18 protein-coding genes and 1 pseudogene are annotated in these 23116 nt (G+C 58.3%); 2 read left to right on the plus strand and 17 right to left on the minus strand.

The window, feature by feature from the left end:
• Window positions 1-459: 459 nt before the first annotated feature.
• The 3 genes and pseudogenes from IEX61_RS12385 to IEX61_RS03465 form a co-directional block, all read right to left on the minus strand.
• Window positions 460-932 (minus strand): annotated as a pseudogene (locus tag IEX61_RS12385) (reverse transcriptase domain-containing protein); the annotation flags it as partial.
• A gap of 602 nt (window positions 933-1534) precedes the next feature.
• Complete coding sequence (locus IEX61_RS03460; RefSeq protein WP_188816802.1) at window positions 1535-3568, minus strand: S-layer homology domain-containing protein; 2034 nt, start codon at window positions 3566-3568, stop codon at window positions 1535-1537.
• The gene (locus IEX61_RS03465; protein WP_188816803.1) at window positions 3565-3876 is read right to left on the minus strand and encodes an S-layer homology domain-containing protein; all 312 of its coding nucleotides are present in this window, start codon (window positions 3874-3876) and stop codon (window positions 3565-3567) included. Before IEX61_RS03465 ends, IEX61_RS03460 begins: the two co-directional genes overlap by 4 nt.
• A 506-nt stretch (window positions 3877-4382) precedes the next feature.
• Between IEX61_RS03465 and IEX61_RS03470 the strand changes: the two genes are divergently transcribed.
• Window positions 4383-5024, plus strand: coding sequence for a YigZ family protein (locus tag IEX61_RS03470; RefSeq protein WP_188816804.1), 642 nt, complete (start codon window positions 4383-4385; stop codon window positions 5022-5024).
• A gap of 162 nt (window positions 5025-5186) precedes the next feature.
• Here the strand turns inward: IEX61_RS03470 and IEX61_RS03475 are convergent, their stop codons facing one another.
• From IEX61_RS03475 to IEX61_RS03485, 3 genes are all read right to left on the minus strand, one after another.
• Window positions 5187-9059 carry an S-layer homology domain-containing protein gene (locus tag IEX61_RS03475; protein WP_188816805.1) on the minus strand — a complete coding sequence of 1291 codons (3873 nt, stop codon included), beginning with the start codon at window positions 9057-9059 and terminating at the stop codon, window positions 5187-5189.
• A 132-nt stretch (window positions 9060-9191) separates the two neighbouring features.
• Window positions 9192-10304, minus strand: a complete 1113-nt coding sequence (locus IEX61_RS03480; RefSeq protein ID WP_188816806.1) for a glycosyltransferase family 4 protein — start codon at window positions 10302-10304, stop codon at window positions 9192-9194.
• 92 nt (window positions 10305-10396) lie between these two features.
• Window positions 10397-11128, minus strand: coding sequence for a WecB/TagA/CpsF family glycosyltransferase (locus tag IEX61_RS03485; protein WP_054668854.1), 732 nt, complete (start codon window positions 11126-11128; stop codon window positions 10397-10399).
• A gap of 217 nt (window positions 11129-11345) precedes the next feature.
• On the opposite strand from IEX61_RS03485, the gene IEX61_RS03490 reads away from it, so the two are divergent.
• Complete coding sequence (locus IEX61_RS03490) at window positions 11346-12977, plus strand: S-layer homology domain-containing protein (RefSeq protein WP_188816807.1); 1632 nt, start codon at window positions 11346-11348, stop codon at window positions 12975-12977.
• A gap of 165 nt (window positions 12978-13142) precedes the next feature.
• Here the strand turns inward: IEX61_RS03490 and IEX61_RS03495 are convergent, their stop codons facing one another.
• The 11 genes from IEX61_RS03495 to IEX61_RS03545 all read right to left on the minus strand — a co-directional run bounded on the left by IEX61_RS03495 (window position 13143) and on the right by IEX61_RS03545 (window position 23051).
• A complete protein-coding gene (locus IEX61_RS03495) occupies window positions 13143-14183 on the minus strand; it encodes a stalk domain-containing protein (RefSeq protein WP_188816808.1) in 1041 nt (346 codons plus the stop codon).
• 114 nt (window positions 14184-14297) lie between these two features.
• On the minus strand, window positions 14298-15119 hold the full coding sequence (locus IEX61_RS03500) for a trypsin-like peptidase domain-containing protein (protein ID WP_083462777.1): 822 nt from the start codon (window positions 15117-15119) through the stop codon (window positions 14298-14300).
• A 20-nt stretch (window positions 15120-15139) separates the two neighbouring features.
• Window positions 15140-15583, minus strand: coding sequence for a hypothetical protein (locus IEX61_RS03505; protein WP_054668848.1), 444 nt, complete (start codon window positions 15581-15583; stop codon window positions 15140-15142).
• A 230-nt stretch (window positions 15584-15813) separates the two neighbouring features.
• Window positions 15814-16728, minus strand: a complete 915-nt coding sequence (locus IEX61_RS03510) for an LCP family protein (protein WP_054668847.1) — start codon at window positions 16726-16728, stop codon at window positions 15814-15816.
• Between the two features lie 25 nt (window positions 16729-16753).
• A complete protein-coding gene (locus IEX61_RS03515; RefSeq protein WP_054668846.1) occupies window positions 16754-17530 on the minus strand; it encodes a tyrosine-protein phosphatase in 777 nt (258 codons plus the stop codon).
• 62 nt (window positions 17531-17592) lie between these two features.
• Window positions 17593-18321, minus strand: coding sequence for a CpsD/CapB family tyrosine-protein kinase (locus IEX61_RS03520; RefSeq protein ID WP_188816810.1), 729 nt, complete (start codon window positions 18319-18321; stop codon window positions 17593-17595).
• Between the two features lie 6 nt (window positions 18322-18327).
• On the minus strand, window positions 18328-19116 hold the full coding sequence (locus IEX61_RS03525) for a YveK family protein (protein ID WP_229725660.1): 789 nt from the start codon (window positions 19114-19116) through the stop codon (window positions 18328-18330).
• Between the two features lie 94 nt (window positions 19117-19210).
• On the minus strand, window positions 19211-20308 hold the full coding sequence (gene galE, locus IEX61_RS03530; protein ID WP_188816811.1) for a UDP-glucose 4-epimerase GalE: 1098 nt from the start codon (window positions 20306-20308) through the stop codon (window positions 19211-19213).
• A gap of 16 nt (window positions 20309-20324) precedes the next feature.
• Window positions 20325-21002, minus strand: a complete 678-nt coding sequence (locus IEX61_RS03535) for a sugar transferase (RefSeq protein ID WP_083462776.1) — start codon at window positions 21000-21002, stop codon at window positions 20325-20327.
• 23 nt (window positions 21003-21025) lie between these two features.
• Entirely contained in the window at window positions 21026-21955 is a 930-nt protein-coding gene (locus tag IEX61_RS03540; RefSeq protein WP_083462775.1) for a type I phosphomannose isomerase catalytic subunit, read from the minus strand.
• 19 nt (window positions 21956-21974) lie between these two features.
• A complete protein-coding gene (locus tag IEX61_RS03545; RefSeq protein WP_188816812.1) occupies window positions 21975-23051 on the minus strand; it encodes a mannose-1-phosphate guanylyltransferase in 1077 nt (358 codons plus the stop codon).
• Window positions 23052-23116: the final 65 nt, after the last annotated feature.

Here is a 23116-nt window from a genome sequence, read left to right on the forward strand (position 1 = left end):
ACCCTATTCGACAAAAAAGCGTGTAGACCTTGTACCTCCCGGTACTTTGTCTACACGCTGATAATTTCTTGGTTTTATGGAATGCCATTCACCACGATAATAGGTTGCGATGTGATCAAACGGTTCATCATCATATGTTCCCGGTGGTCCATCAAAGGACGGCAGTCGAACTTGTTGTTCACCAAACATTTCAATGTAATCCTTATATGTCTGTACACACTCTGTAAACACTAGCTTTTTATCTACACCTTCTTGGTCAGTAAATTCTACCGTAATTTTGTCCTGCTCGAACAAGACATGTCCGATATTGACGTTTTCGTCGTAATAATCAAATTTATAATGCAACCTACCCTCGGCTTCATTCATTAACTCAATTTTGCCTACAAGAACGACATCTTCTGACTCAGTTTTAATGTATACATCTAGCGCATTCACAGAACCATCCCACGGTTTCTCATTGTCCTTCACCTTGCGGGCTACCCGAGCCATCAGGATGTCGTGGTTAACCCGGTCGAAGACTTTTCCAGGTCCATGTCCACCACATAGCGATAGCCGGCCTCCACGTACGCTCGCGCCCGGCGTACCGCCTGGTGCGCGCTGCGTCCTGGCCGGAAACCAAAGCTGGCCTCCGAAAACCCTGGATCAAAGATGGGCGTGAGGACTTGCAAGAGGGCCTGCTGGATCAGGCGGTCCAGCACCGTGGGGATACCCAACAGCCGCACACCGCCACCGGGTTTCGGGATTTCGACTCGACGGACCGGAGACGGCCGATAGGTTTCCGCGAGCAGCTCCTCGCGGATGCGTGTCCAGTGGTTGACGAGATAGGCGCGGAGATCTTTCACCTCCATCCCGTCAATCCCTGGTGCACCCTTGTTCTGCTCAACACGGCGCAAGGCGCGGAGCATGTTCTGCCGCTCCACCACCTGCTCCATCAGGTTGTCGCCTGCTTCGCGGGGCGGAGTGGCGAGGGGTGCCGGAGAAGGACTCGGCGCTCCTACGGTCCCCCGCGGATTCACCGCTTCCTCCCGTAGGCAGCTCCCTTTCGGGATTTTCGGCTGTCGTCGCCCTTCTCGCGAACCCATGTCGCACCCACCCCTTTCCTTGTGTTCGGCCCTTCCGTCTCCCGGACGTCGCGGGAGACGTACTATGGCCTCTGCTGACTCCTGCCGGTTCAGCCGCGTCTTTCGACGCGGGTTACCCGGTAACCGGGCATATCCGGCAGGCCTCCCCGGGTAAGAGCGCTGTCTTTCCCTCCATCTACCCGCCCCATTTGCTGCCTGTACCCTTCAGCGGCAAGGACTTTGTCTTGTTGTGCAGACTCATCCAAGCACAGACAGCCTCGTATGGGGTTCCTGTTCGTCGGGCCGCAAGGTTCCGCCGGCTTCCTTCAGACTCCGTCTCGCGGCGGACGCCCTCGCCTTAAGCGAACGGGCTACTGCCGCCTTCGCCGTTCGGGACTTTCACCCTATAGACAGCGCCCATGCCGGGCGCACACAAAAAAACCCGGTGCGTTTTAAGCACCGGGTTGCTACATTTACCGAATAACAACGTACTCGGCGTCATACGGGCTCGTGCTACCCGTATAGTACACATCCACGATGTCGCCTTTCTTAATCGAAGAGAAGGATACCGTCTCTCCGTTCTTGATGATCTGAGCTCCCACGTTGGTACCGCTAGCCAACGTCAACTCATAGATGTTACCAAATTGATCCATCACGCGGATTGTTCCAGCAGCAGCATACGTTTCGCTACCGGAACTATTAACACCTTTTTCAGTCGGTGTTGCCACAACCGTGGCACCAACAAGGTTTGCAATCTGCGGAGTTCCAGCAGTACCGGAATTGGGGGCTTTCACAAAATCAACGATGCGACCTTGGAAGTCAAGAACAGCATACACAATTACACGCTGGCCGCTAGCAACTTCGTCATGGTAACCACCAGAAGCTTGCGGAACACCATTGCCATCCGGGGCAAAGAAGCGAGTAACAGCATTACCAGTCAAACGGTACTCTTTTCCGTTCAATGTGACATAGTACTCGCTGTTGTTAACCACGCGGGTCGCCGTAACAACACCTTGCACAACATCCTTCTTCGCCTCGATAGCAATGACTTGACCGCTCTTGTTGAATGTCAGCTTGACACGAGCATTTGTATTGGCGGAATCGCCAAGATAGGTGTTCAAGTCTGCGAGTGTGTAAGCTGTGCCATCGGACTTCGTTTGCTTACCATCAAGAATAATAGTCACAGAAGGAACAACTGTTGCAGCGCTGGTTGGCGTGCTGAATGTGTTCAGCCCAGTCTTGACATAGTAATCAATACCAGGGGTGCCGTTTGTATCGAGTCCAACATCACCCGTAGCACTAGAGGTTGTGCCGAAAGATCCCGTTAGCGTTTCATAATACAAATCGAGCGTGTTCACCTCACCTTTAGCATTCAGAATAGCGTTCCCGATGATTTTTGAACCACCAGAAACAACGGAGCCGATGTCAGCAAATGACTTGGTTGTCCCATGCAAACGAATTGTAGGTGTAGTCACAAACGCATACCGTTTGCCATCGATAACAACATAGTTCTTGCCTTCTATATCGGTACCCGTAGCCGTCACGACACCAGCCGCCGTATTCGCAGCATGTGCAAAAGCCGTAACAACTTTTCCTTCATCATTTGTAATGAATGTGTACGTTTGCCCTTGGGCGATGCTCGAAGAGCTGCCAGCATTCACGTTACCGCTCGTGTCAACAAACCACCACGTGTTGGCGAATTGGAGGGTCTTCCCGTCAACGACAACATACTGGCCGTTGGTATTGACACCAACTTCGCTCACACGCCCTTTAACACTCGGATACGTTGCAGACATCGAGATGATAACCGGCGTAGGCGCACCGTTGGTGGTAAACTGAACCGGTTTCCCAACTTGGAAGACTCTGAGCGCATCGGTTCCGAAAGCTACATACAACCCATTAACGGTCAACGCAGCATTGGATGCAACAACATAATTCGTGTCGTTAATGGTAACCGTATTGCTATCAACAAGAAGTTTCTGAAGGACATTGTCAGCTTCCCATTTTACTTTAACCACAAACTCTTTGCCTTTGTAGGTAACTTTCACTTCAGTCTCAACATTCGGCTTCAGCGCTTCAAGCAGGTCAACCGTTTGCTTGCTCCCGTCGTTGAAGGTAACCTCAATCTTCTTGGAATTGATAACCGTAACGCTTACAACCTTCAGGTTAGCAATGACAACTTCTTCAGCCTTCTTCACATAAACGTCTTTGTTCTTGTAGAACTCGTACGCCAGGCGCGCAACCGCTTGACGCTCGGCATTCCCCTTCGGGTTGAAGTTCGTGCCGTCGCCCTGGATGAAGCCGATTTCCGCCGCAAGGGCCACATCAGCTTTCGCCCAGTCGGACACTTGGGCCGCATCGGCGAACTTGATGCTCAGGTTGAGCCCGGCAGCTTCATCTTCGTACCCGAAGGCGCGAACGAACGTCACCGCCATCTGCTCGCGGGTGATGAAGTCGTTGGCACCAAACTTCGTCTCGTTGTAGCCCTTCATGATGCCGGCTTTCACAACCGCGCCGACATAGCCGCGAGCCCACTCGGGAACGTCGGTGAACTGCTTCGCCGCTCGGCGTCTTCTTTCAGGCCCAGCGCCTTGGCCAGAACCTTGGCGAATTCGGCACGGGTGATTTTCGCCGTCGGCTTGAAGGTCCCATCCGGATACCCGCTGATGATCCCGGCCTCAACCAGGGCCTGGATTTCCGCGCGGGCATAGGACTTCTCAATGTCGGACAGGTTTGCCGCAAAGGCAGGCGTGATCGAGGACAGCACCAGCGAGGAAGCGAGAGCACCAGCCAAAACTTTCTTCTTGACGTCCATAACTTTCCCTACTCCTCCTTCGGTTCGTTAGAATGGTGTTTCTTGTTTTATTAGGTGAAAGCTCCCCTCTTTTACTCCTCCGGTTCACCCCCTTCAGCCGAGGGAGCTTTTGTTGCGTAATCTATCATCTACAGCGCATGGCTGTAGATTGCCAGGTTAGAAATCTTTTTGGTATGGCAATGATCTTGCTGGTAGAGTTGGCAGAGAGACCAACGCAATTTCTAGTATAGTAAAACTCCTGGCCTTCGTAAAGAAAAATTCGGGGGAATAACCAAGGAAATTGTAACCGGTTGGACAGGTTTCAACGGTTTTCTGCCTCCCGCGAACAATTGCGAGACAAGATTCGACAAGGCGCCCGTTTAGCAAGGTTTCGCGGAGGTGACTCCATCACAAACACCCACCCCTATTGACGCTCCCCGCGACAGAAAGGTTGCGCTCATCTTTTCCCGTGACCATGGAAAAAGAGCCCCACAGTTCGCTATGCTTATGCCGGGGAGGTTGGGGGTATGCCGTCCATCGCCTATCGAACCGTAAAAGGCTACGGCGAAGCGGAAATCGTCATCCAGAAATCGCGCTTCATCGCCCAGGTGGCGCGCGCCGAGACGGAAGAGGAAGCCGCGGCCTTCATCCACGCCGTCAAGGCCAAGCACTGGGACGCCACGCACAACTGCTCGGCCTACGTGGTCGGCGAGCACGACCAGTGGCAGCGCTCCTCCGACGACGGGGAGCCGAGCGGCACGGCGGGACGCCCGATCCTGGAGGTGATCAGGCGCCTCGGCCTCAAGAACACCGTCGTCGTCGTGACGCGCTACTTCGGCGGCATCAAGCTCGGCGCCAGCGGCCTCATCCGCGCCTACGCGGAAAGCGCCGCCGCGGGCATTGCCGCCGCGGGCGTGGTGGAGCGCGCCCTGTATGACCGGGTGGACGTGACGGTGGACTACGCCGATTGGGGCCGCGTGGAATACTGGGCGCGCCAGGCCGGCGTGCTTGTCGACGACGTGGCGTTCACCCACGTTGTGCAAGCGCGCCTGCTCTGTCCGCCCGAGGCCACGGACGCGGTACGGGAAAAGCTGGCCGAGCTGACCGCCGGCCGCGCCGCGGTCACGGTGGCGGGACAAGCCTGGGTGGAGAAAGAAGCGCAATCATAGAAGGTGTATTCAACGGGCGCGCGGCAAATCCTGCTTCGTGTCGAAAAATTTTGGGCCAACTGGTGACCGGTTTGTGGCCAAACGGGGAACACGGCGGACCCCAGCAAACGGGGCCCGCCGTTTTTCGCGTCCTTCGGCAGGGTTTCCGGACATCCGCCCGGCTTACTTCGGCACCTTCTTCTGCTGCGCCAGCACGCGCATGGCGATGCGCGCCGCCTCGGCCCGCGTCAGGCTGCCCTCCGGCTCGAAGTAGAAGGTCTGCTTCTTCTGCCCCGGCTTCAGCACATGGGGCTTGCCCTCCATCAGCTTCGCCCCGGTCACGGCCAGCACCGACGGGGCCGCGTAGCGGTCGATGGTGCGCGAGTCGGTGAACAGCTTGTCCAGCCGCTTGTACGCCTTGTCCGGATCGCTCTCCACCTTCAGCTTCGCCGCGCGGGCGATCATCACCGCCGCGTCTTCGCGCGCCAGGGGCTTGTACGGCTCAAAGCGGCCGCTGAGGGTCCCGCGCACGATGCCCGCCCGGGCCGCCGTCTCGATGTATTTGTAGTCGAACAGCCCCTGGCTGAGCGGGTCGTAGGTGCGCACGTCGGTGAAGGTGAGGCTCCCCTCATAGTCGAGCGGGATCTCGAACATCTTCACCAGCATCGTCACGAACTCGCCGCGCGTGATCGGCTCGTTGGGCACGAAGAGGTTGGGCTCCTTGTTCATCATGTAGCCCTTGGCATACAGCGTGTCGAGGTCGTCCCGCGCCCACGGATGGTCGATCACGTCGTTGAAGCTGTTGTGCATGTACATGACCACGTAGTAGCCGAACTGGGCAAGCGGCACGGTGATCGTCTGCTTGCTCGGGTCGACCACCCCGCCAATGTTCTTCCACATCAGGCGCACCGTGCCCGTCTCGTCCGGATAGTAGCCGTAGTGGAAGACGGTCAGGTAGCGCCAGGCATTGGGGCGAATCTTCGGGTCGTACTTCAGCGTCAGTTTGCCCGGCTTCGTCGGCACAATGGCGTCGCGCGGGTTGATGCGCAGGTAGTACTCCTTCCCCGGCTCGTAGGGCAGAAGCCCGCTGCCGCGCACCGCCTCACCCGGCGTCAGGTTCTTCAGCTCGGCGTCAGTGATCAGGCCGGCGTCAATCCAGTACACCGGGCTGGCCATGCGGAACCGGCCGGTCGTGTCGACGATCAGGTTCACCGGGTTGGTGAGGGCCGGCCACCACCAGCCGAACTTCGCCTTTTCGGCAGGGGTAGGGAAGCGCACCTTGTCGACGCGCCCGTCGACGGGATCGGCAATGCCGATCACCAGTTCCCGCTGGTCGCTCAGGAGCAGGTGCGGCGACTGCGGGTCGTTGCGCTTGAAGGCCGTGCCCTTGTCAAAGGCGATTTCCAGCTGTTTGTTGAACACGCTGATTTTGCCGTTCTTGAGCGGCACCTTCACGGCCGCGCCCACTTCCGGCGCGTTGACGTAGCGGATCTCGGCCACGCCGGTTGTCTTCTCTTTCCCGCGGTACACGTCGAAGGTGATCTTGTTAAGGCCCGGCTTGAGGCCCTTCACCTCGTGGATGAACCCGTCGACCAGCGATCCGTCGCGGTCGTACACCTTGCCCTTCTTGGCCTCGCCGTCCTTGAAGACGACGCGGTCGGCCCCCTCGGCGACGATGTGGAGCTGCACGAAATCGGTGTTCACCACGTTCGTCTTGTCGAGATCCGGGAACACGATGTCGTAGGGCAGCGGTTCGCGCACCACTTCCACAAGCATGGTGTGGCTCAGGCCCGACGCGTTTGTCACCGTGAACTCGATCGTCGTCGTGCCGAGGGCGAGCGGATACTGCGCCGTCAGCCGCCCGTTGTCCTGCGGGCTGACATACTGAAGTTCCGTGAGCACGGCGCTGCTTTGCGGCGAAAATTCCGTGCGCGAGCTGCCGTCTCGTTTGTAGAACTTGCGATCCGTTGGGTCGTATTCGTACCACTCCGTCACCGGTTGGCCGTTCGGCGGCGTCACCGTCACCTTCAACTTGTCCGCGTAGGCGAAATTCCCCTTCAGGGTGATGGAACGCGCCTTGGTGACGAAATGAAGCGGGAACGACGGGTCGGGCACCGTAAACTTCGACACCAGCGGGTCGTCCAGTTTCAGCGACACGATCCGCGGCGACTTTGTCTTGAAGAAGAACACCTCGTACTTGGCCTCGGTCAGGAGCTGGTTCGTCTTTTTGTCATAGACGCGGATGATGATCTCGTTGCGCCCCTCCGGCCGGCCGTTTTCGCCGTCGTTCAGCGTCATTTGCGGACGGGTCTGCAGGTTGAAGGTGAAGGGCAGGCCGTTGCCGCTGCCGGAGCCAAGTTCCCCGGGCTTCAAGTCGTCAGAAATGCCGTTGACCGTCACGGTCACCCGATAATAGTTGGTCAGATCCTCGGGCTTGTTGGGCACGTTGATCAGGCGGCCCTCGATCACCGGCCGGTTGTTGCTGTTGCGGGCCTTGAGGAACTGGGCCAGCTGGTCGAACACCTGGCCGTTGGTGAAGTTGTCCACGATGACGTACGGCGCGCGAACAAGCGAGACGGTGTACTCCAGGCGACCGGGCAGGTAGTCGCCGCCGCTTGCGACCGGAATGAACAACAGTTTGCGCTGCCCTTCCGGCAAGCGGTTGGCGGTGATTTCAAACACGCCTCCGCCCTTTGATTGCACCGAGGCGTCCTGCGCGGCGTTCCAGCCGCTGTCCGGCTGGCCGTCCGGCAGGCGCACGTCCAGCTTCACCGACGTCGCGGCAGGGTTGGTGTACACGCGAAAAACAGCCGGCAACTCGTCCAGTTGCATCCCGTTGAACACGGCAAGCTCGGCCGTGCCCCGCTTCAGCGTCACGCGGTCCACGTACGGCGCGTTGGGGTCGCGGTACGTGAAGGTGTGCGTCGTGCCGGTGTAGCGCTCGCCCGTAGCGGTGCTGACAAAGGTGAAGCTCACCGGCACCGTGGCGTCGTTGGGATCGGGGGTGAAGGTGACCGACTGGCTCCAGTCAAAGACCTTGTAGTCGGGCGTCTCGAGACTGGTGACCGACGTGAGCGCGTTGGGATCGACGGTCAGCGTTTGGTTCCCGACCTGAATTTCCACCTGATCGTATTCCAGACCATTTGTCCCCTGCTTGTTGATTTTCAAGTACGCCTGCAGGTTAACGGTCACGGTGCCGTCTCCGTTGCGCGCCTTGCTGATCACCGGCTGGTCCACGAGCCACTCCGGACCGGCACCGGGATTTACCTTGACATTGAAGGCAAAGGCCCGCCCGTTGTTAAACACAATGCGCCGTTCCACCTGCGCGCTGCGCGTGGGGTTGGAGGCGACGATGGTCAGCTTGTTGTCGCCGGCGCGCAGCTGCACATCGGCAGGGTTGCCCGCCTCGGCCGCGTAGAAGAAAAACTGGCCGGTGGAGGGCACGAACTGGCTCGGGTACGCCCCCGACGTGGCGCCCGACACGTACAGGCGCACGTCCGTCGCGTTGGGCGCTTCGCCGCCGATGAGAAGCGTGGCCGTGCCGACCGGATTCCGCTGCGGCACGATCATGCCGTCGACGAGGGGCTGCCCCAACACGTTGAGGTTCTGCAGCGTCGGCACGGCGGAATAGAACACCCACGCCGGGGCCGACTGCAATTGAATGCCTTCCATCTTAATCACAATGCGGTTCAGCCCTTCCGTCAGCGCCACCCGATCAAAGCGGAACGTCTGGCTGCCGGCAGGGACCGCTTTGTTGTCCTTCACCGTGGACACCACGCCGGTGTCCATATTCGTCACTTCGTAGTACAGCTTGGCCAGGTCCTGCTCGGCCATCCCGTTGTACGTTCCGATGACGGAGATCTCCTTCGCCGTCGAGCGCGTCACGAGGGAAAGGTTACTGGGCCGGCCGTCGGGCCCCAGCTCGCTGTCGGACTTGGTCACGTACAGGTTCGTCACTTCGATAAGCGGCACGTTCGCCGATGCCCCAAGCGGCGGCAGCAGCGAAAAGACCAGCAGCGCCACAAGGCACAGCGACAGCCACCTTCTCGCGAGCATCTTGTCCCCTCCCAAACGGTGATGTGTCCCTTTTCTTGTATCGGCAAACCTGCGCCCACCGTTTAGCGCCAACAAAAAACGCCCGGCGTCCTGCCATGCCAGGCGTTTCCCTTTTCCTTAATTTTATTTCCCTCACCGCCATCCATTGGTCCGGCTGTGCCGCACGCCCGCAATCATGAGTTCCTGCACCCGCGTGCGCACGCGGCGCAAGAAGCGGAGCAGCGGCTTGTGCTTGTAGCCGATCAGCCCCAACACCTCGGCCCCCAGCTGCAGGGCGATCACGAGCACCGCCACCAGCATCGTCGCCACCCACAGCACCGTCTGCGCCTGGTAGAGGAGCACCGCGCTCAGCCCAAACAGGGCGCTGATGGCGTAGATGGTGAGCACGGCGCCGCGGTGCGACAGGCCGAGGGAAAGCAGGCAATGGTGGAGGTGGCTCTTGTCGGCGGCGGAGATGGGCTTCTTGTTCAGCTTGCGGCGCACAATCGCAAAGAAGGTGTCCGACAGCGGCACGCCCAAAAGCAGCATGGGGATGACGTACGAAAAGAGCGTCACCTGCTTGAAGCCCATGATCGAGAGGACGGCCAGCTGGAACCCCAGAAAGAGGGCCCCCGTGTCGCCCATGAAGATCTTGGCCGGGTGGAAGTTGAACACGAGAAAGCCCATCGTCGCGCCGAGGAGCACGGCGCAGAGCAGGGCCACGAAGGTGTTCCCCATGAGGAGCGACACGACGAGCAGGGTGGCCGTGGCGATGGCCGACACCCCCGCCGCCAGGCCGTCCAGCCCGTCGATGAGGTTGACGGCGTTGGTCACGGCAACAATCCAGAGGATCGTCACCGGAATGCTGAGCAACCACCCGATGGAAAAGCCGTCGTCAAAGGGCAGGTTGATGAACGTCACGCGCAAGCCAAACGCCACCACAACAAAGGCGGCGACGAGCTGTCCGAGCAGTTTCGCTTTCGGCGAGAGTTGATACCGGTCGTCCAACGCGCCCACCAGCGCGATGACGCTGCCGCCGAGGAAAATGCCCCACGCGATGGGCGTCTTCGGCACAAAGAGCAGAAACCCCACCACAAAGCTGAGGTAAATCGCCAAACCGCCCAGGCGCGGCATCACGCCGCGGTGCACTTTGCGAGCATTCGGCACGTCCACCGCGCCGATGCGCAGGGCCAGCTCCTTAACCAGGGGCGTCGCCACCAGCGCGATGGCCAGCGCCAGCCCCCACGCAAAGCCGTAGGTTGCCATCCGGCAATCCCCTCTCCCAAACCGGAGGTGATCCGTTCCGACAGCTTCTCCCAATCATTTTCACACAGGGGGGCAAGGGCCGTCAATGCGGTTTACAGTTTGTTCACGCCCACGCGCTGGCGCACCACGGCCCACAGAAACCGCGGCAGGTCGAGCATGCGGCGCCACCGCCACGGCTCCTGGATCAGCCGGTACAGCCACTCCAGGCCCAACCGCTGCCAGAGGAGCGGCGCGCGCTTCACCTTGCCCGCCAGGACGTCGAAGCTGCCGCCCGTGCCCATGCACACCCCGGTGAAGCGGTGCTTGTGCCGGGCGATGAACAGCTCCTGGCGCGGCACGCCCAGGGAGACAAACAGGAGATGGGGCCGCGCGTCCTCGATCCGCCGGACAACGGCCTCTTCCTCGTCCGGCCCGAAATAGCCGTGGTGGTGGCCCACGTACACCGCGCCGGGGTATTGGCGCTGGAGGGCCCGCAGCGCTCCCTCGTTGGCCTCGGGCGTGGCGCCGAGCAGAAAGACGCGCCACCGCCGACGGTCCGCTTCGGCCATGAGGCGGTGCAAGAGGTCATACCCGGCCACGCGCTCGGGGATGGCGCGGCCCAGAAGCCGGGCCCCGATCAGAATGCCCACGCCGTCGGGCACGATGAGGTCAGCACCGCGCACGGCCGCCGCGTAATCCGGATTCCGCCGCGCCTGCATCACGATCTCGGGATTGGCCGTGACGACGTGGACGGTGCGGCCGTCTTCCACGGCGCGAACCAGCAGCGCCACCGTCTCGTCCATCGTGCGATCGGAGAAGGAAACGCCCAAGATGGAAACCGCCATGGGAACGCCTCCGTTTCTGCCCACAACCCTTCTTTACCATAGCCGATTCGCTGCCAAAAAGAAAGGGAAGGCACATGCGCGCACGCCCCCGTGCGATCGAGAGCGAAAGAAAAATTTTTTGGGAATCTTTGCGCTCGTTCAGCAGGATTTCGCGTCCTCGCGAGCGAATCCATCCGTGTCAACATCTGGCCTTCATGCGCAAAGGAGGAATCGACAGGTGAAAAGGAAACTGCACAGAGCATGGTTGCTCGTCTTGCTGCTGGCCTTCGTCCTCTCCGGGTGCGCGCCCAATGTCGCGCTCGTGGGCGAGGCGACGAAAAACCAGCTCGACCTCACGTCCTACGCGGCGACCGTCAGCTTCGCCCTCGACACCGACGTGCCGACCGATGAGCTGGATGCCACAGGCCGGTTGGTTCTGCAGGCGCTGCGCGACGGCGTGGTCGTCACGGTCCATCAGAAAGACCCGCAACACGGGCACGGCGTCCTTTCCTTAAAGAATCCGGCTCCCCTTCTGAACTCGGACCTGTGGCCCTCGCAGACGCCCCCGTCCCTCGAATTTTACGTGGAAGGGCCCAACGTCTACCTCAAATCTTCGCTGGACCGCAAGTTCTTGCAGGTGCCCCAACCCGAAGCGCCGCTGTCGCCGGAAATGGAGAAGGAACTCAATGAACTGGTCAAATCGGCGATCCGGCAGTACATCGACCAATTCGGCTACAATTTCAAGAACGTCACCACCACGTCGAACGTGGCCGTCACCCTGCCCGACGGGCGCACGGTGACGACCACCCACGTGAAAATCGTCCTTGATCTGGCGGAAGCGCACGAGCTGGCCGTCTACTTCCTCGAAAACCTGAGCCAGTTCGACGGGCTTGACCGGTTCCTGACCGGCATCGGGCAGATGACGGGCGAAGACATGAGCCAGGTCGCACCTGAAATGAAGGACGCCCTCGCGCAGGCGGCCAGCGCCCTCAAGCTGCTCAACGTGAAGGAGCTGGCAGCGCGCGGGGTGAAAGCCGACATCACGGCCGAGTACTGGATTGACGCCAACAAACGCTTCGTGCAGGACCGCTTGAAGGTCGATCTCCACGTGCCCGGCGACGTCGTTCCGGAGAGCGGAATGCCCCCGCTTTCGTTGCGGCTGGATATGGCAGGCCAGTACTGGAACCACAACGAACCGGTGCAATACCCCACGCTCCCCGACGACCGCGTCGTCACCGTGGAACAGCTGGCGTTCAACCCCGACGAATTCGACAGCTTTGGCGCGGGCGGCCCCGTGCGCGCGCTGGCGGAGTCGGCCTTTGTGCCCTTCGTTGACGTCCCGGACAGCCATTGGGCCTACTGGCCGGTGACCGCCCTGCGCACCCTGGGCGTCGTGAGCGGGTACGAGGACAACCGCTTCCTTCCGAACCGCCCGATCACCCGAGCGGAATTCGCGGTGATGGTCGTCAACGCGCTGGACCTGGAGCCCGCAAAGGACGCCCTGGCGTTTAAAGACGCCAAACAAATTCCCGCTTGGGCGCGCGAAGCGCTGCAAGCCGCCGTGCACGCCGGGCTGATCCGCGGGTACCACGACGGCACGTTGCGGCCCAACCAGCCCATCACCCGGGCGGAGCTGGTGACCGTGCTGACCCGCGCCCTAAAGCTGCCGCCGGCGGACAACCACCCACTCCCCTACGCCGACCGCGACCGCATCCCGCGCTGGGCGCTGCCGGCGGTGAAAGCGGCCACCGCCCACGGGCTTGTCAACGGCCGTAGCGACAACCGCTTCGCCCCGAACGACAAGGCCACGCGCGCCGAGGCGGTGACCATCTTGTACCGCATCCTGCGCACGCTGCACAACGGGCAATAAGCCGGAGCGCCAAACCGCCAACAAACGAAAAGCCCCGTTCTCCGTCGGAAGGCAAGAACGGGGCTCTTTCGTTCAACGAAAACTCCCTCGGCTGGGGCGGCGTCGAGGGAGCTTGTCTGCGCATCGAAAGTCCACGGGGTTAATTCCTCGCCTCTGAAGCGGGAATTATGGCGCCGGTTGGACCGCCGGCTCGGCCGTCGGCTCATCGGCGGGCTGGGAGGCCGGCTGCTCGTTCGCTGGCTCGGACGGCTGCTGCACCGGTTGATCCGCCGGTTGCCCGGTGGCTTCGTCCGTCACGACGATGATCTGCCCTTCCTGGATCCACTCGACTTTGGCGCCAAGCGCTTCGCTGATAAAACGCATGGGAACGATCGTCCGCCCGCCACGGATGGTCGCCGGCACGTCCAGCATCACCTTGCGCCCGTTGACAATGGCCACGCGCTGATTGATGGTGAGCTTCACCACAACGCCATCCCGCTCGATGATCACGGTCTTGGTCTTCTCGATCCACTGCACCTTCGCCTTCAGGGACTCGGCCACCGCTCGAATGGGGACAAGCGTGCGCCCGTTTTCGATCACCGGCGGAACGTCAAAGGAAACGGGCTCGCCGTTGACAAACGTCTTGATGCCTTTTTTCCCCGCTTTTTGATACAGGCGACCCAGGAAAGCGAACGCCTGCTCGTCCGCTTTCTTCACGCGCACGAGCTTTTCCTGCGCCTCAATGGCCGCCTGCCAATCGTTGTTCTCGGCAAACAATTGGGCCAGGGACTGGAGCGCCTGCACGCGCTCGAGAAGCGCTTCGCGCGTTTCCTCGCGCGCTTCCTCTTCTTTCATTTCCTTGAGCACGTCGCGCGCCGCTTTCAACATCTCTTTGAGCGCTTCCCGCTCTTCTTCGCTCAGCTGCTTCTTGTGTTTCTTCAGCAGCTCATCGGCCTCCTTCAGCCGTTTCGCCGCTTCTTCCGGCGTAACGGCGCGCTCCAGGAGCCCTTGGATCACCTTCTCGGCGGGCGTCCCCTTCACGTTCTCCAGGGCCCGCTCCAACCCTTTTCGGGCTTGCGGCGGCATGGGTTTGTGCGCGTGATGCTTGTGCGCGTCCTCGGTTGAAGCAGCGGCATCACCCGAGGCATCCGACGTCTCGGCAAACGCGCTCGGAACCGCCCCCAACGCCAACAACAGCGTCAGCATCAGGGCCAACAGCCGTTTCACGTTCTTTCCCCCTTGTTCAAAAATGGCTCCTATGCGTCTATGTGTCGAGTATAAACAACGCGGAAAGCGGCATCATGAGGCAAGGGGGATAGGAAAATCTCCCCGTTGCGGGACTCAGGTCCCAAGAAAGCGCCGAATGTCTTCCGCCCGAACCGCAAAGCCCAATCCCTCGATGCCCGTGTCGCTCCCCTTGAACACGACCAGCCCGACAACCTTCCCGGTTAAATCGATCAGCGGCCCGCCCGAGTTGCCGGGGTTGACCGGCGTATCAAACTGCAAATAGTGCCCGGAAAAGCCGTCCACCGCGCGATCGGTATGGCTGATGATGCCGCGCGTGACCGAATACGTAAGTCCTTGCGGATGGCCGATCGCAATTACGGTTTGCCCTACACGATACGACGAGGCAAACCGGACCGGTTTTGCCGTTTCTGTTGTCTTCACGTCCAACAAGGCCAAATCCAGCGTTTCCGATCGTTTGACCACTTGGGCCGAGTACCGTTTCCCTGTGATCGTTCCCACCACTACGGCGTTGCTTCCTTCCACCACATGGGCGGCGGTGATGACGCGCTTGCCGTCGACAAAAAACCCGCTCCCCAACCGGTCGCCGTTTTCCACGACCACCACCGACGGCAGCGCGTTGGCAACGGCGTTGATGACCAGTTGGTCCTCAACGGCCTCAGCGGTTTTCTCCCGCTCCAACGCGAGGTAAAAGTTGTGCAGCGTTTGCGCCAGCTCTGCCCGCGTCACGTTTTGTTCGGGGCGAAATGTGCCATCGGGGTAGCCCTTGATCACGCCCAGGTTCGCCAGGTGTTGGACGGCAGGTTGGTACCAAGCGGATGCGGGAACGTCGCGGAACAGGACGCTGTTGGCGAAGCCAGCACCACCGAGAAAAAATGTTATTGCCGTTATAGATACAATCAATATTTGTCTTTTCAAGGAAAATCACGCACCCACCTTCAATGTAAAATTTTTCTCTTTTCATCTAAGACAGTCTTTGCTACATTTTTTACTATACCTACCAATGTTAATGTATTATAATAGTTGATAACAACAAAACCCAGAAGAAGTAAAACTAGTAATAGAATTGCTATTCCTATTGCTAAATCTAAATATGTGTTATTCTCCTTGAACCAATCGACTATCATTGGTCCAAAAAGCTCAGCCAACACAAACGAAATGATAATACCTAGGAAATTAAAGTTTATTAACTTCTTTTCTATAGCATCGGCATGAGCTACCAACAATTCTAACCTATCTCTATCAAATTCTTTATCCAAATCTTTTTTTAACGTATCTAATTGTTCTAATACAGGATTTACAATTTCGAAAGACTTTTTATTATAATCTTTAATCAATTCTTTGACGAATTTCTTATATATCTTTTCCTCCGTTAATTTCATATTCCCTCCTCCCCCAACTCCCTCAAAGTATAGGTTTTCTGCTCTTCAAGGATGCTTTCTTTGGACAAAGTTTATCTCTCATCGATCCTATTGTCCCTCAGCGGAAACATCAGCTCCCCTTCCGCCACAACGGTGACGTCCACCTTGGCCACGCCGCGCCCCTTGACCACGCACGCGGGCGAACGCCACCTCCAGCGTAAGCACGTAGCCAGGCTTCATCTGGCTACCATTTAATGTTTGGCCCACACCGACTCCCCTAAAAACGCCTCAATCGCCTTCCGGTTGGCCTCCAAATCGGGCACCAACACGGCCATGCCGCGGATGCGCTGCTGGGTATACGAGCCGTCCACCGGGATGCGCAGGTTGTGGGTCGCATCCGGCTTCCAGTCGGCCGCTTTCGCCAAGCGAAGCAGCTCATCCAGCCCAAGGTTCGTGCGGACGTACGGATAGGCCGCCTTGATGAGGCGGGGCGTCTGCAGGATCCCGTATACCGATTTCACTTCCTGCGCCACGGCCTGGATGAGCTGCTGCTGGCGCCGCACACGGCCGAAGTCGCCCTCGGCGTCCTGGCGGAAACGCACGTAGCGCAGCGCTTGCTCTCCGTTGAGACGCTGGAGGCCGGGCGAGAGACCCGGAAGGTCCCCCGTCGGCGGCATGGCATGGTCCACATCAACTTCCACGCCGCCCAACACATCGATCACCCGCTGGAAGCCGTGGAAATCGACAACCGCATAGTACTGCGCATCGACGCCAAAGTTCTCTTTAATGGCTTTCCGCACCAAGTCGGGGCCACCATAGGCAAAGGCGTGGTTGAGCCGGTCCGGTTCAGATCGCCCCGGAATGGGCACATACAGATCGCGCATAAACGAAATCAGGCGGATCGTGCCGTCCGGTTCCACGCGCATGAGCATCATCGTATCGGAACGGCCCGGTTCGTTTCCGCGACGGTCAACCCCAAGAAGCAACACGTGAAAGGGTTGACCCTTCTCCACCGCTTCATCGGGGACAAATTCATAGTCCGGAAGCGGCGGCGGCGCCCCTTCTTCCATGTGGGGCATGGTGATGTACAACCATCCACCGGCACTTGCCAGGACGATCACGGCGATGAGTCCCAAGAGCCACTTGATGCTGCGTCTGAGCCGCATACGTGTCCCCCTTTTTTCCCGCGTCTTATCCCTTCGCAAACCACCCGAACAGCCGCCGCTTCACAATCTTTTGCGGCTCGGGCACGTACAGGTCACGGCCTTCCACCACGGCAGCGGCGTTCTGAAGAAAGGTTTCCGCCGTCTCGTCGTCGGTCCACGCGCGCAACACCTCGTACGCCTCGGCAATGTGCACGCCCCGCTTTCCGGGACCGTGCGCGTCGCTGGCGATAAGATGGACGAGCTGATGCTCCACCAGCTGGCGGCACAGCTTCTGCACCTCTTTGCCAAACAGCCCCGCCACGCTGGCTGCCGTCAGCTGGGCAAGGGCCCCGCGTTTCACCAACTGATACAGGTGATTGGGCTCTTCGCGGATCTGCCGGTTCCGCTCGGGATGCGGAATCACGGGCACAAACCCGGCCACGGCGAGATCGTACACCAACTGGTCGGCAAAGCGCGGCACGTGGTCATGGGGCAATTCCAACAGGACGTATTTGCCCCCTCCTCCGATGGTCAGGAGCCGTCCAGCGCGCAAATCGTCCACCACTTCGCCGTACACGTGCACCTCTTGCCCCGGCAGGACGCGTACGTTGATCCCTTCCCACCGCAATTCTTTATTCAGCTCGTCAACAGCGCGCTCCACGTCTTCCCGCTCGTTCACGTACACCCCGTTGCGATGGTGCGGCGTGGCGACGATGGCATAAATGCCCTCCGCTTCCGCCTCCCGCGCCATCGCCACCGCGGTGGCCAAGTCCTTGGCCCCGTCGTCCACCCCCGGCAGAATGTGCGTATGGATGTCGATCACAACAATCCCCCTCCCTGTTTCTACGTTACTAAAAATGCGTAAGCAGGGGAATCCTCCCCTGCTTACGCCTTTCGCTTTTCTTCGCCGTAATAGTAGTAGTAATAGCTGTAGCCTTCTTCGTGATATTTGCGCCGGTTGAGCACCACGCCCAAAAGCGGCGCCTGCACGGTCTCGAGCAGGGCCTTGGCTTTTTGCGCCATCTCCCGCTTCGTCTGCCCGGCCGCCACGACCAGCAGCACGCCATCCACCAGCCGCGACAGCACCTGGGCGTCGGTAACGGCGATGACCGGCGGCGTGTCGATGAGCACAAGCTCGTACCGCGCCGACGCTTCCTCCAAAAAACGGGCCATGGCCTGGGAGCCGAGCATTTCGGCAGGGTTGGGCGGGATGGGCCCCGACGGGAGCAGCGTCAACCCTTCAACCACGGTGGCCACCGCCGCTCGCTCCATCGCGCTCGTGCCCACCAACACGCTGGACAAGCCGACGTGGTTGGGCACGCGGAAGACGTGGTGCAACTGCGGCTTGCGCAAATCGGCATCGATCAGCAGCACGCGCTTGCCGGCCTGGGCAAACACCACGGCCAGGTTGGCGATGGTGGTGGTTTTCCCTTCGCCGGGCCCTGTGCTTGTCACCATGAGGCGGCGCAGCGGACGGTCCACCGCTGCAAACTGCAAATTCGTGCGCAGCGTGCGATAGGCCTCGGCCACCGGCGAGCGCGGATCGAGGTGGGTAACCAGGATTCGCGAACGGTCTTCCGGCTGCATCGCCTTCTTCCGCTTCCAGCCGATCATACGCCCTCACCCACCCGCTTTCCGCCTTGGCGCGGCGGCCACTTCCAGTTGCGCTCGCACGCCCGGCACCTTTGAACCGGACACCGCGCGGCGCGGCGATCCGCTCCGCTTTTCGATCACGCCAATCGCGCCCAGCACCGGTAACCCCAATTCCCGCTCCACGTCCTGCTCCGTCTTGATCGATGTATCGAGAAACTCGAGCAAAAAGGCCAGCCCCATCGAAACCATGAGCCCGAGAACAAACGCCAAGGCCATGTTGAGGATGGGACGCGGCTTGACCGGCTTGGCGTCGGGATCCGCCTTAGCTTCGGTGAGGATTTGGACGTTGTCCACTTTCATAATGTTGGTGATTTCCCGCTGAAACGTTCGAGCCACGGCATTGACCACAAGCGCCGCTCTGGCCGGATCGGGATCCTGGAACGAGATGGCGATCACTTGCGAATTCTTCACGGTGGTGATGGACAGCCGATCGCGCAGCTCCTCGGTGGTGTAGCCCACCCCCGGCCAGGCGGCCACCTTGTCCAAGATGCGCGGGCTTTGCAAAATTACCTTGTACGTTTCCACGAGTTTTAGGTTGGCGTCAATGTACTGCGCGTTCAACAGCAGCTGATCGGTTGGCTCCGACTTGTTGACCAACACCTCGGTGGTGGCCTCGTAGACCGGTGTCAGCACAAAAAAGCTGACCACCGCGCTCACCAAGGTGGCCAACACGGTGATGAGAACAATGAGACGCAGCCGCTTGCGCAAAACGGCAAGGAGCTGGCGCAGGTCAATTTCTTGTTCCATGTGCTCCATGGCGGGTCCTCCATATCCCATGCTTCATTGCTTTTCCGTAACGCGTTATTCGACAAAAAAAGCGCAATCCCTTTTGAACGGCCATCCTGTTGTGTCAGATTGCGCGATTTTGGGAAGAAGGGACTAGTTCCAACGCCGCGTTGTGCCAGCGCCACGCCGTGTGAACGATGGCGCGCAGTTCGGTATACTTTGGTTCCCATCCGAGCCGTTTCAGCTTTTTCGCCTCGGCCACCAGCACCGGCGGGTCACCCGGGCGGCGGGGCGCTTCAACCACGGGAACGGTTCGCCCCGTTACGCGCTCCACGGCATCAATCACCTGTCGCACGCTGTATCCCTCTCCGGTGCCCACGTTCCAGCAATCCGTGGGATGACCGTCCAGCAGCGCTTCCAGGGCCACCACATGGGCCTCGGCCAAATCGGAAACGTGGATGTAGTCGCGAATGCAAGTGCCGTCAGGGGTGGGATAGTCCGTTCCAAAGAGGCGAAGCGGCGGCCGGTCAAGGGGCTGATCCTGAGTGGGTGAATAACCGAGCAGCTGCGCCACGCGGTCCTCGTCGGGGCAAAGTACGGATCGAATCGCCAGCGGGATGAGATGGGTCTCCGGATCGTGGGCTTCGCCGAGCCATCCGTCCGGATCGGCCCCTGCGGCGTTGAAATAACGGAGGGAAATGGATCGGAATGGATGGACCTCGCCCAACCAGCGCAACGCCTCTTCCAGCATGCGCTTGGACGCGCCGTAGGGATTCAAGGGATGCGTAGGGGTGTCTTCGGCGATCGGAACGCGTTCCGGGATCCCATACACCGCCGCTGTGGAGGAAAACACCACGTACCTGACGCCCGCCACCACGAGTGCGTTAAAGAGGGCTATGCCCTTGGCGACATTCTCGGCAAAATAACGCTCCGGATGCTGCATCGATTCGCCAACAAGGCTTAACGCCGCAAAGTGAACGGCTGCTTCCACGCCGTACTCGTGCACCAGGCGCACCACCAACGCCGTGTCGGCCACATCGCCTTGCACGAAGACAAATTGGGACGACCCTTGCTCCGCTAGACGTCGCAGTCGCTCGATGGCCCACCGGTGCCCCGTGCGCATGTTGTCCAATACGACCACGTGGTAATCCGCTTCCAGCAATCGTTTTGCCGTATGACTGCCGATGTACCCGGCACCGCCTGTGACCAAAATGGTTGGCATGTTCATGCCCCCTACTTTAGTACGCATTTTTATCTCCTAATAACAGAAGCGCTGTTTTAAATATAATTTTTAAATCAAGAAATAAAGATTGCTCCCTTATGTATTGCAAATCCAAAGCCACCATTTCATCGAAATCAAAATTCCCTCTCCCTGATATTTGCCACAACCCCGTACAACCCGGTTTTACCACCAATCTTTTTTTCTGATAATCATTGTATTTTTCCACCTCTCTTGGTAAAGGTGGACGAGGGCCAACCAAACTCATTTCGCCCTTTAATACATTCCATAATTGCGGTAACTCATCGATGCTTGTGCGCCGTATAAATTTACCTACTCTCGTTACGCGCGGATCATCTTTCATTTTAAATATAGGACCACTAGCTTCGTTAAATCTTTTGAGGTCCTTGAGTAACTCCTCAGCATTCATCACCATTGAGCGAAATTTGTACATAACAAAATGACGCCCATTTTTCCCGACCCTTATTTGCTTGAAAATAACAGGCGCTCTCGGATCCTCAATTTTTATTAAAAGAGCAACAATTAGCATGATAGGAGAAAGTACTGTTAAACCTACGATTGCCCCGAAGATATCAAGAATTCTTTTAGAAATACTATTAGCATAACTTGGTACATCAACTTCAACATTATAATTTATATCATCTAACAATGCTGTTACTTTGCTGTTATACTCCATTTCTTATATCACCTCACTTATGTTCAATTATTTTTTACAACAAGAAGATCAAGTCCCCCCTCTAATTTAATGTTTTGGATTAAATGAGGAAGAAGAATAGAATCTCCTGTTTTAATACAAACTGTTTCACCATCCCACTGCAAATAGCCTTCCCCATGCAGGATAATTAAGGTTTGTACCTGGCTAATTATTTTAATTTCTACAGATGATTCTACATGTAATTTACTGATACAAAAATATGATGTCGAAAAATTTAAGTCAGCTTTTGATGCGCGTAGTATTTTCGGTCTATCCTCATTTTTCTTAGCTAGTATGCTCTTTGCTTTATCCCAATGCAATTCACGTGGCTTCCCATCAAGCCCTACCCGGTTCCAATCGTACAATCGATAGGTGATGTCACTGTTTTGCTGTACCTCGACCACCGTTACACCGGGTCCAAGGGCATGTACGGTTCCTGCGGGAAGGTAGATGAAATCGCCTTTTTGCACCGGCACCTTTTCCAGCAGCGATTCCACCGTTCCGTTCTGGAGCGCCTGTTCCCAGTCGTCAACCGTTACATCCTTGCCCAGATAAATGTGGGCGCCAGGCTCGGCATCCACCACATACCAACATTCGGTCTTCCCAAATGGGACGCCTTCCACCTGTTGGGCAAATTCATCATCGGGATGAAGCTGAACAGATAGAACATCTTGGGCCGCTATCCATTTTACCAACCACGGAAACGGTTCTTGTTCCCGACGGCCAAACCAATGGGGAAAACGCTGATACACCTCGGCCAAGGTATAGCCCGCCCACTGTCCGAACCTAATCGGGGTGCTTGCCTCCTCCCGGGTAGAAAGCACCCAAACTTCCCCTACCGGCTCCCGTAAATCAACCCAGGGGAAGTAGCGGGCCAGCGCCGCTCCGCCCCATACGCGCGTTTGCGCCACCCCTTGCAAAAGCAGCGGTTCCATCCCCCTATTCCCCCTCGCATCAGAGATACTTCTCCCATTCCGGATTTTCCTTGAGGCGTTCCACAATCAGTTTGACATCTTGGGCGTTGGCCTTCGGGCACACCAAAAGGGCATCGGGCGTTTCCACTATGATCAGGTCTTTGACGTTGATCGTGGCAATCAGCCGGCCGTTTCCATAGATCACGCAATCGCGCGTGTTCAACCCCACATGCTGTCCCCGGACAATGTTGCCCTGTTCATCGGGCGGGAAAATCGCCCCGAGCGCATCCCAACTTCCTACGTCGTTCCAGCCAAAATCGCCGGGCACCACCACCACATCGTCCGAGCGTTCCAAAATCCCGTAATCGATGGAGATGTCGGGGAGCTGCGGGTAAATGCGCGCAAGCACCTCTTCTTCCTGCGGCGTGTCGAGATAGGGCTCCAGTTCCGCCAGTTTGTTGTACAGCCGCGGCAAAAACCGACGGAAATTCTCCAGAATGACGGAGACTTTCCACACGAACATGCCGCTGTTCCACAAATATTTCCCTGAACGCACATATGCCTTGGCTTTTTCAAAGTTCGGCTTTTCTACAAACTCTTCTACCCGATAAGCCCAATCGCCTACAGGCACGCTCGCATCATAACGAATGTAGCCGTAACCCGTTGCCGGGAAGGTGGGCTGGATGCCAATCGTCACCAGCGAATCGGTAGACGCGGCGATCTCCAAGCAGCGCTTTAAGACCAAAACGAACCCATCGCGATCGGTCACGTAGTGGTCGGACGGAAAGACGGCCAATATCCCGTCGCCATAACGCTTTTTGATCACCAACGCCGCGTAGGCAATGCACGCCGCCGTGTTGCGCCCGATCGGCTCATAGAGCACGTTTTCTTTCGGAATATCGTCTCGGAGCACCTGCTCTAGAACGGCTTGTTGATTTTTATTCGTTACGACAAAGGTTTTGCTCGGTGAAATGACGGAAGAAATGCGGTCAATCGTTTCGTTGATCAACGTATCATTGCCGCTGATGTTCAAAAACTGCTTGGGCATGGCGTGTCGGCTCAGCGGCCAAAACCGAGTCCCGCCGCCGCCGGCCATGATAAGCGAGAACACCTCCATAACACCCACCCCTTTATAACGCGCTCATAAAATCATCTGAAAACACCGTAAAAATAGGCATCATC

The sequence above is a fragment of the Calditerricola satsumensis genome, assembly GCF_014646935.1.
Taxonomy (GTDB): domain Bacteria; phylum Bacillota; class Bacilli; order Calditerricolales; family Calditerricolaceae; genus Calditerricola; species Calditerricola satsumensis.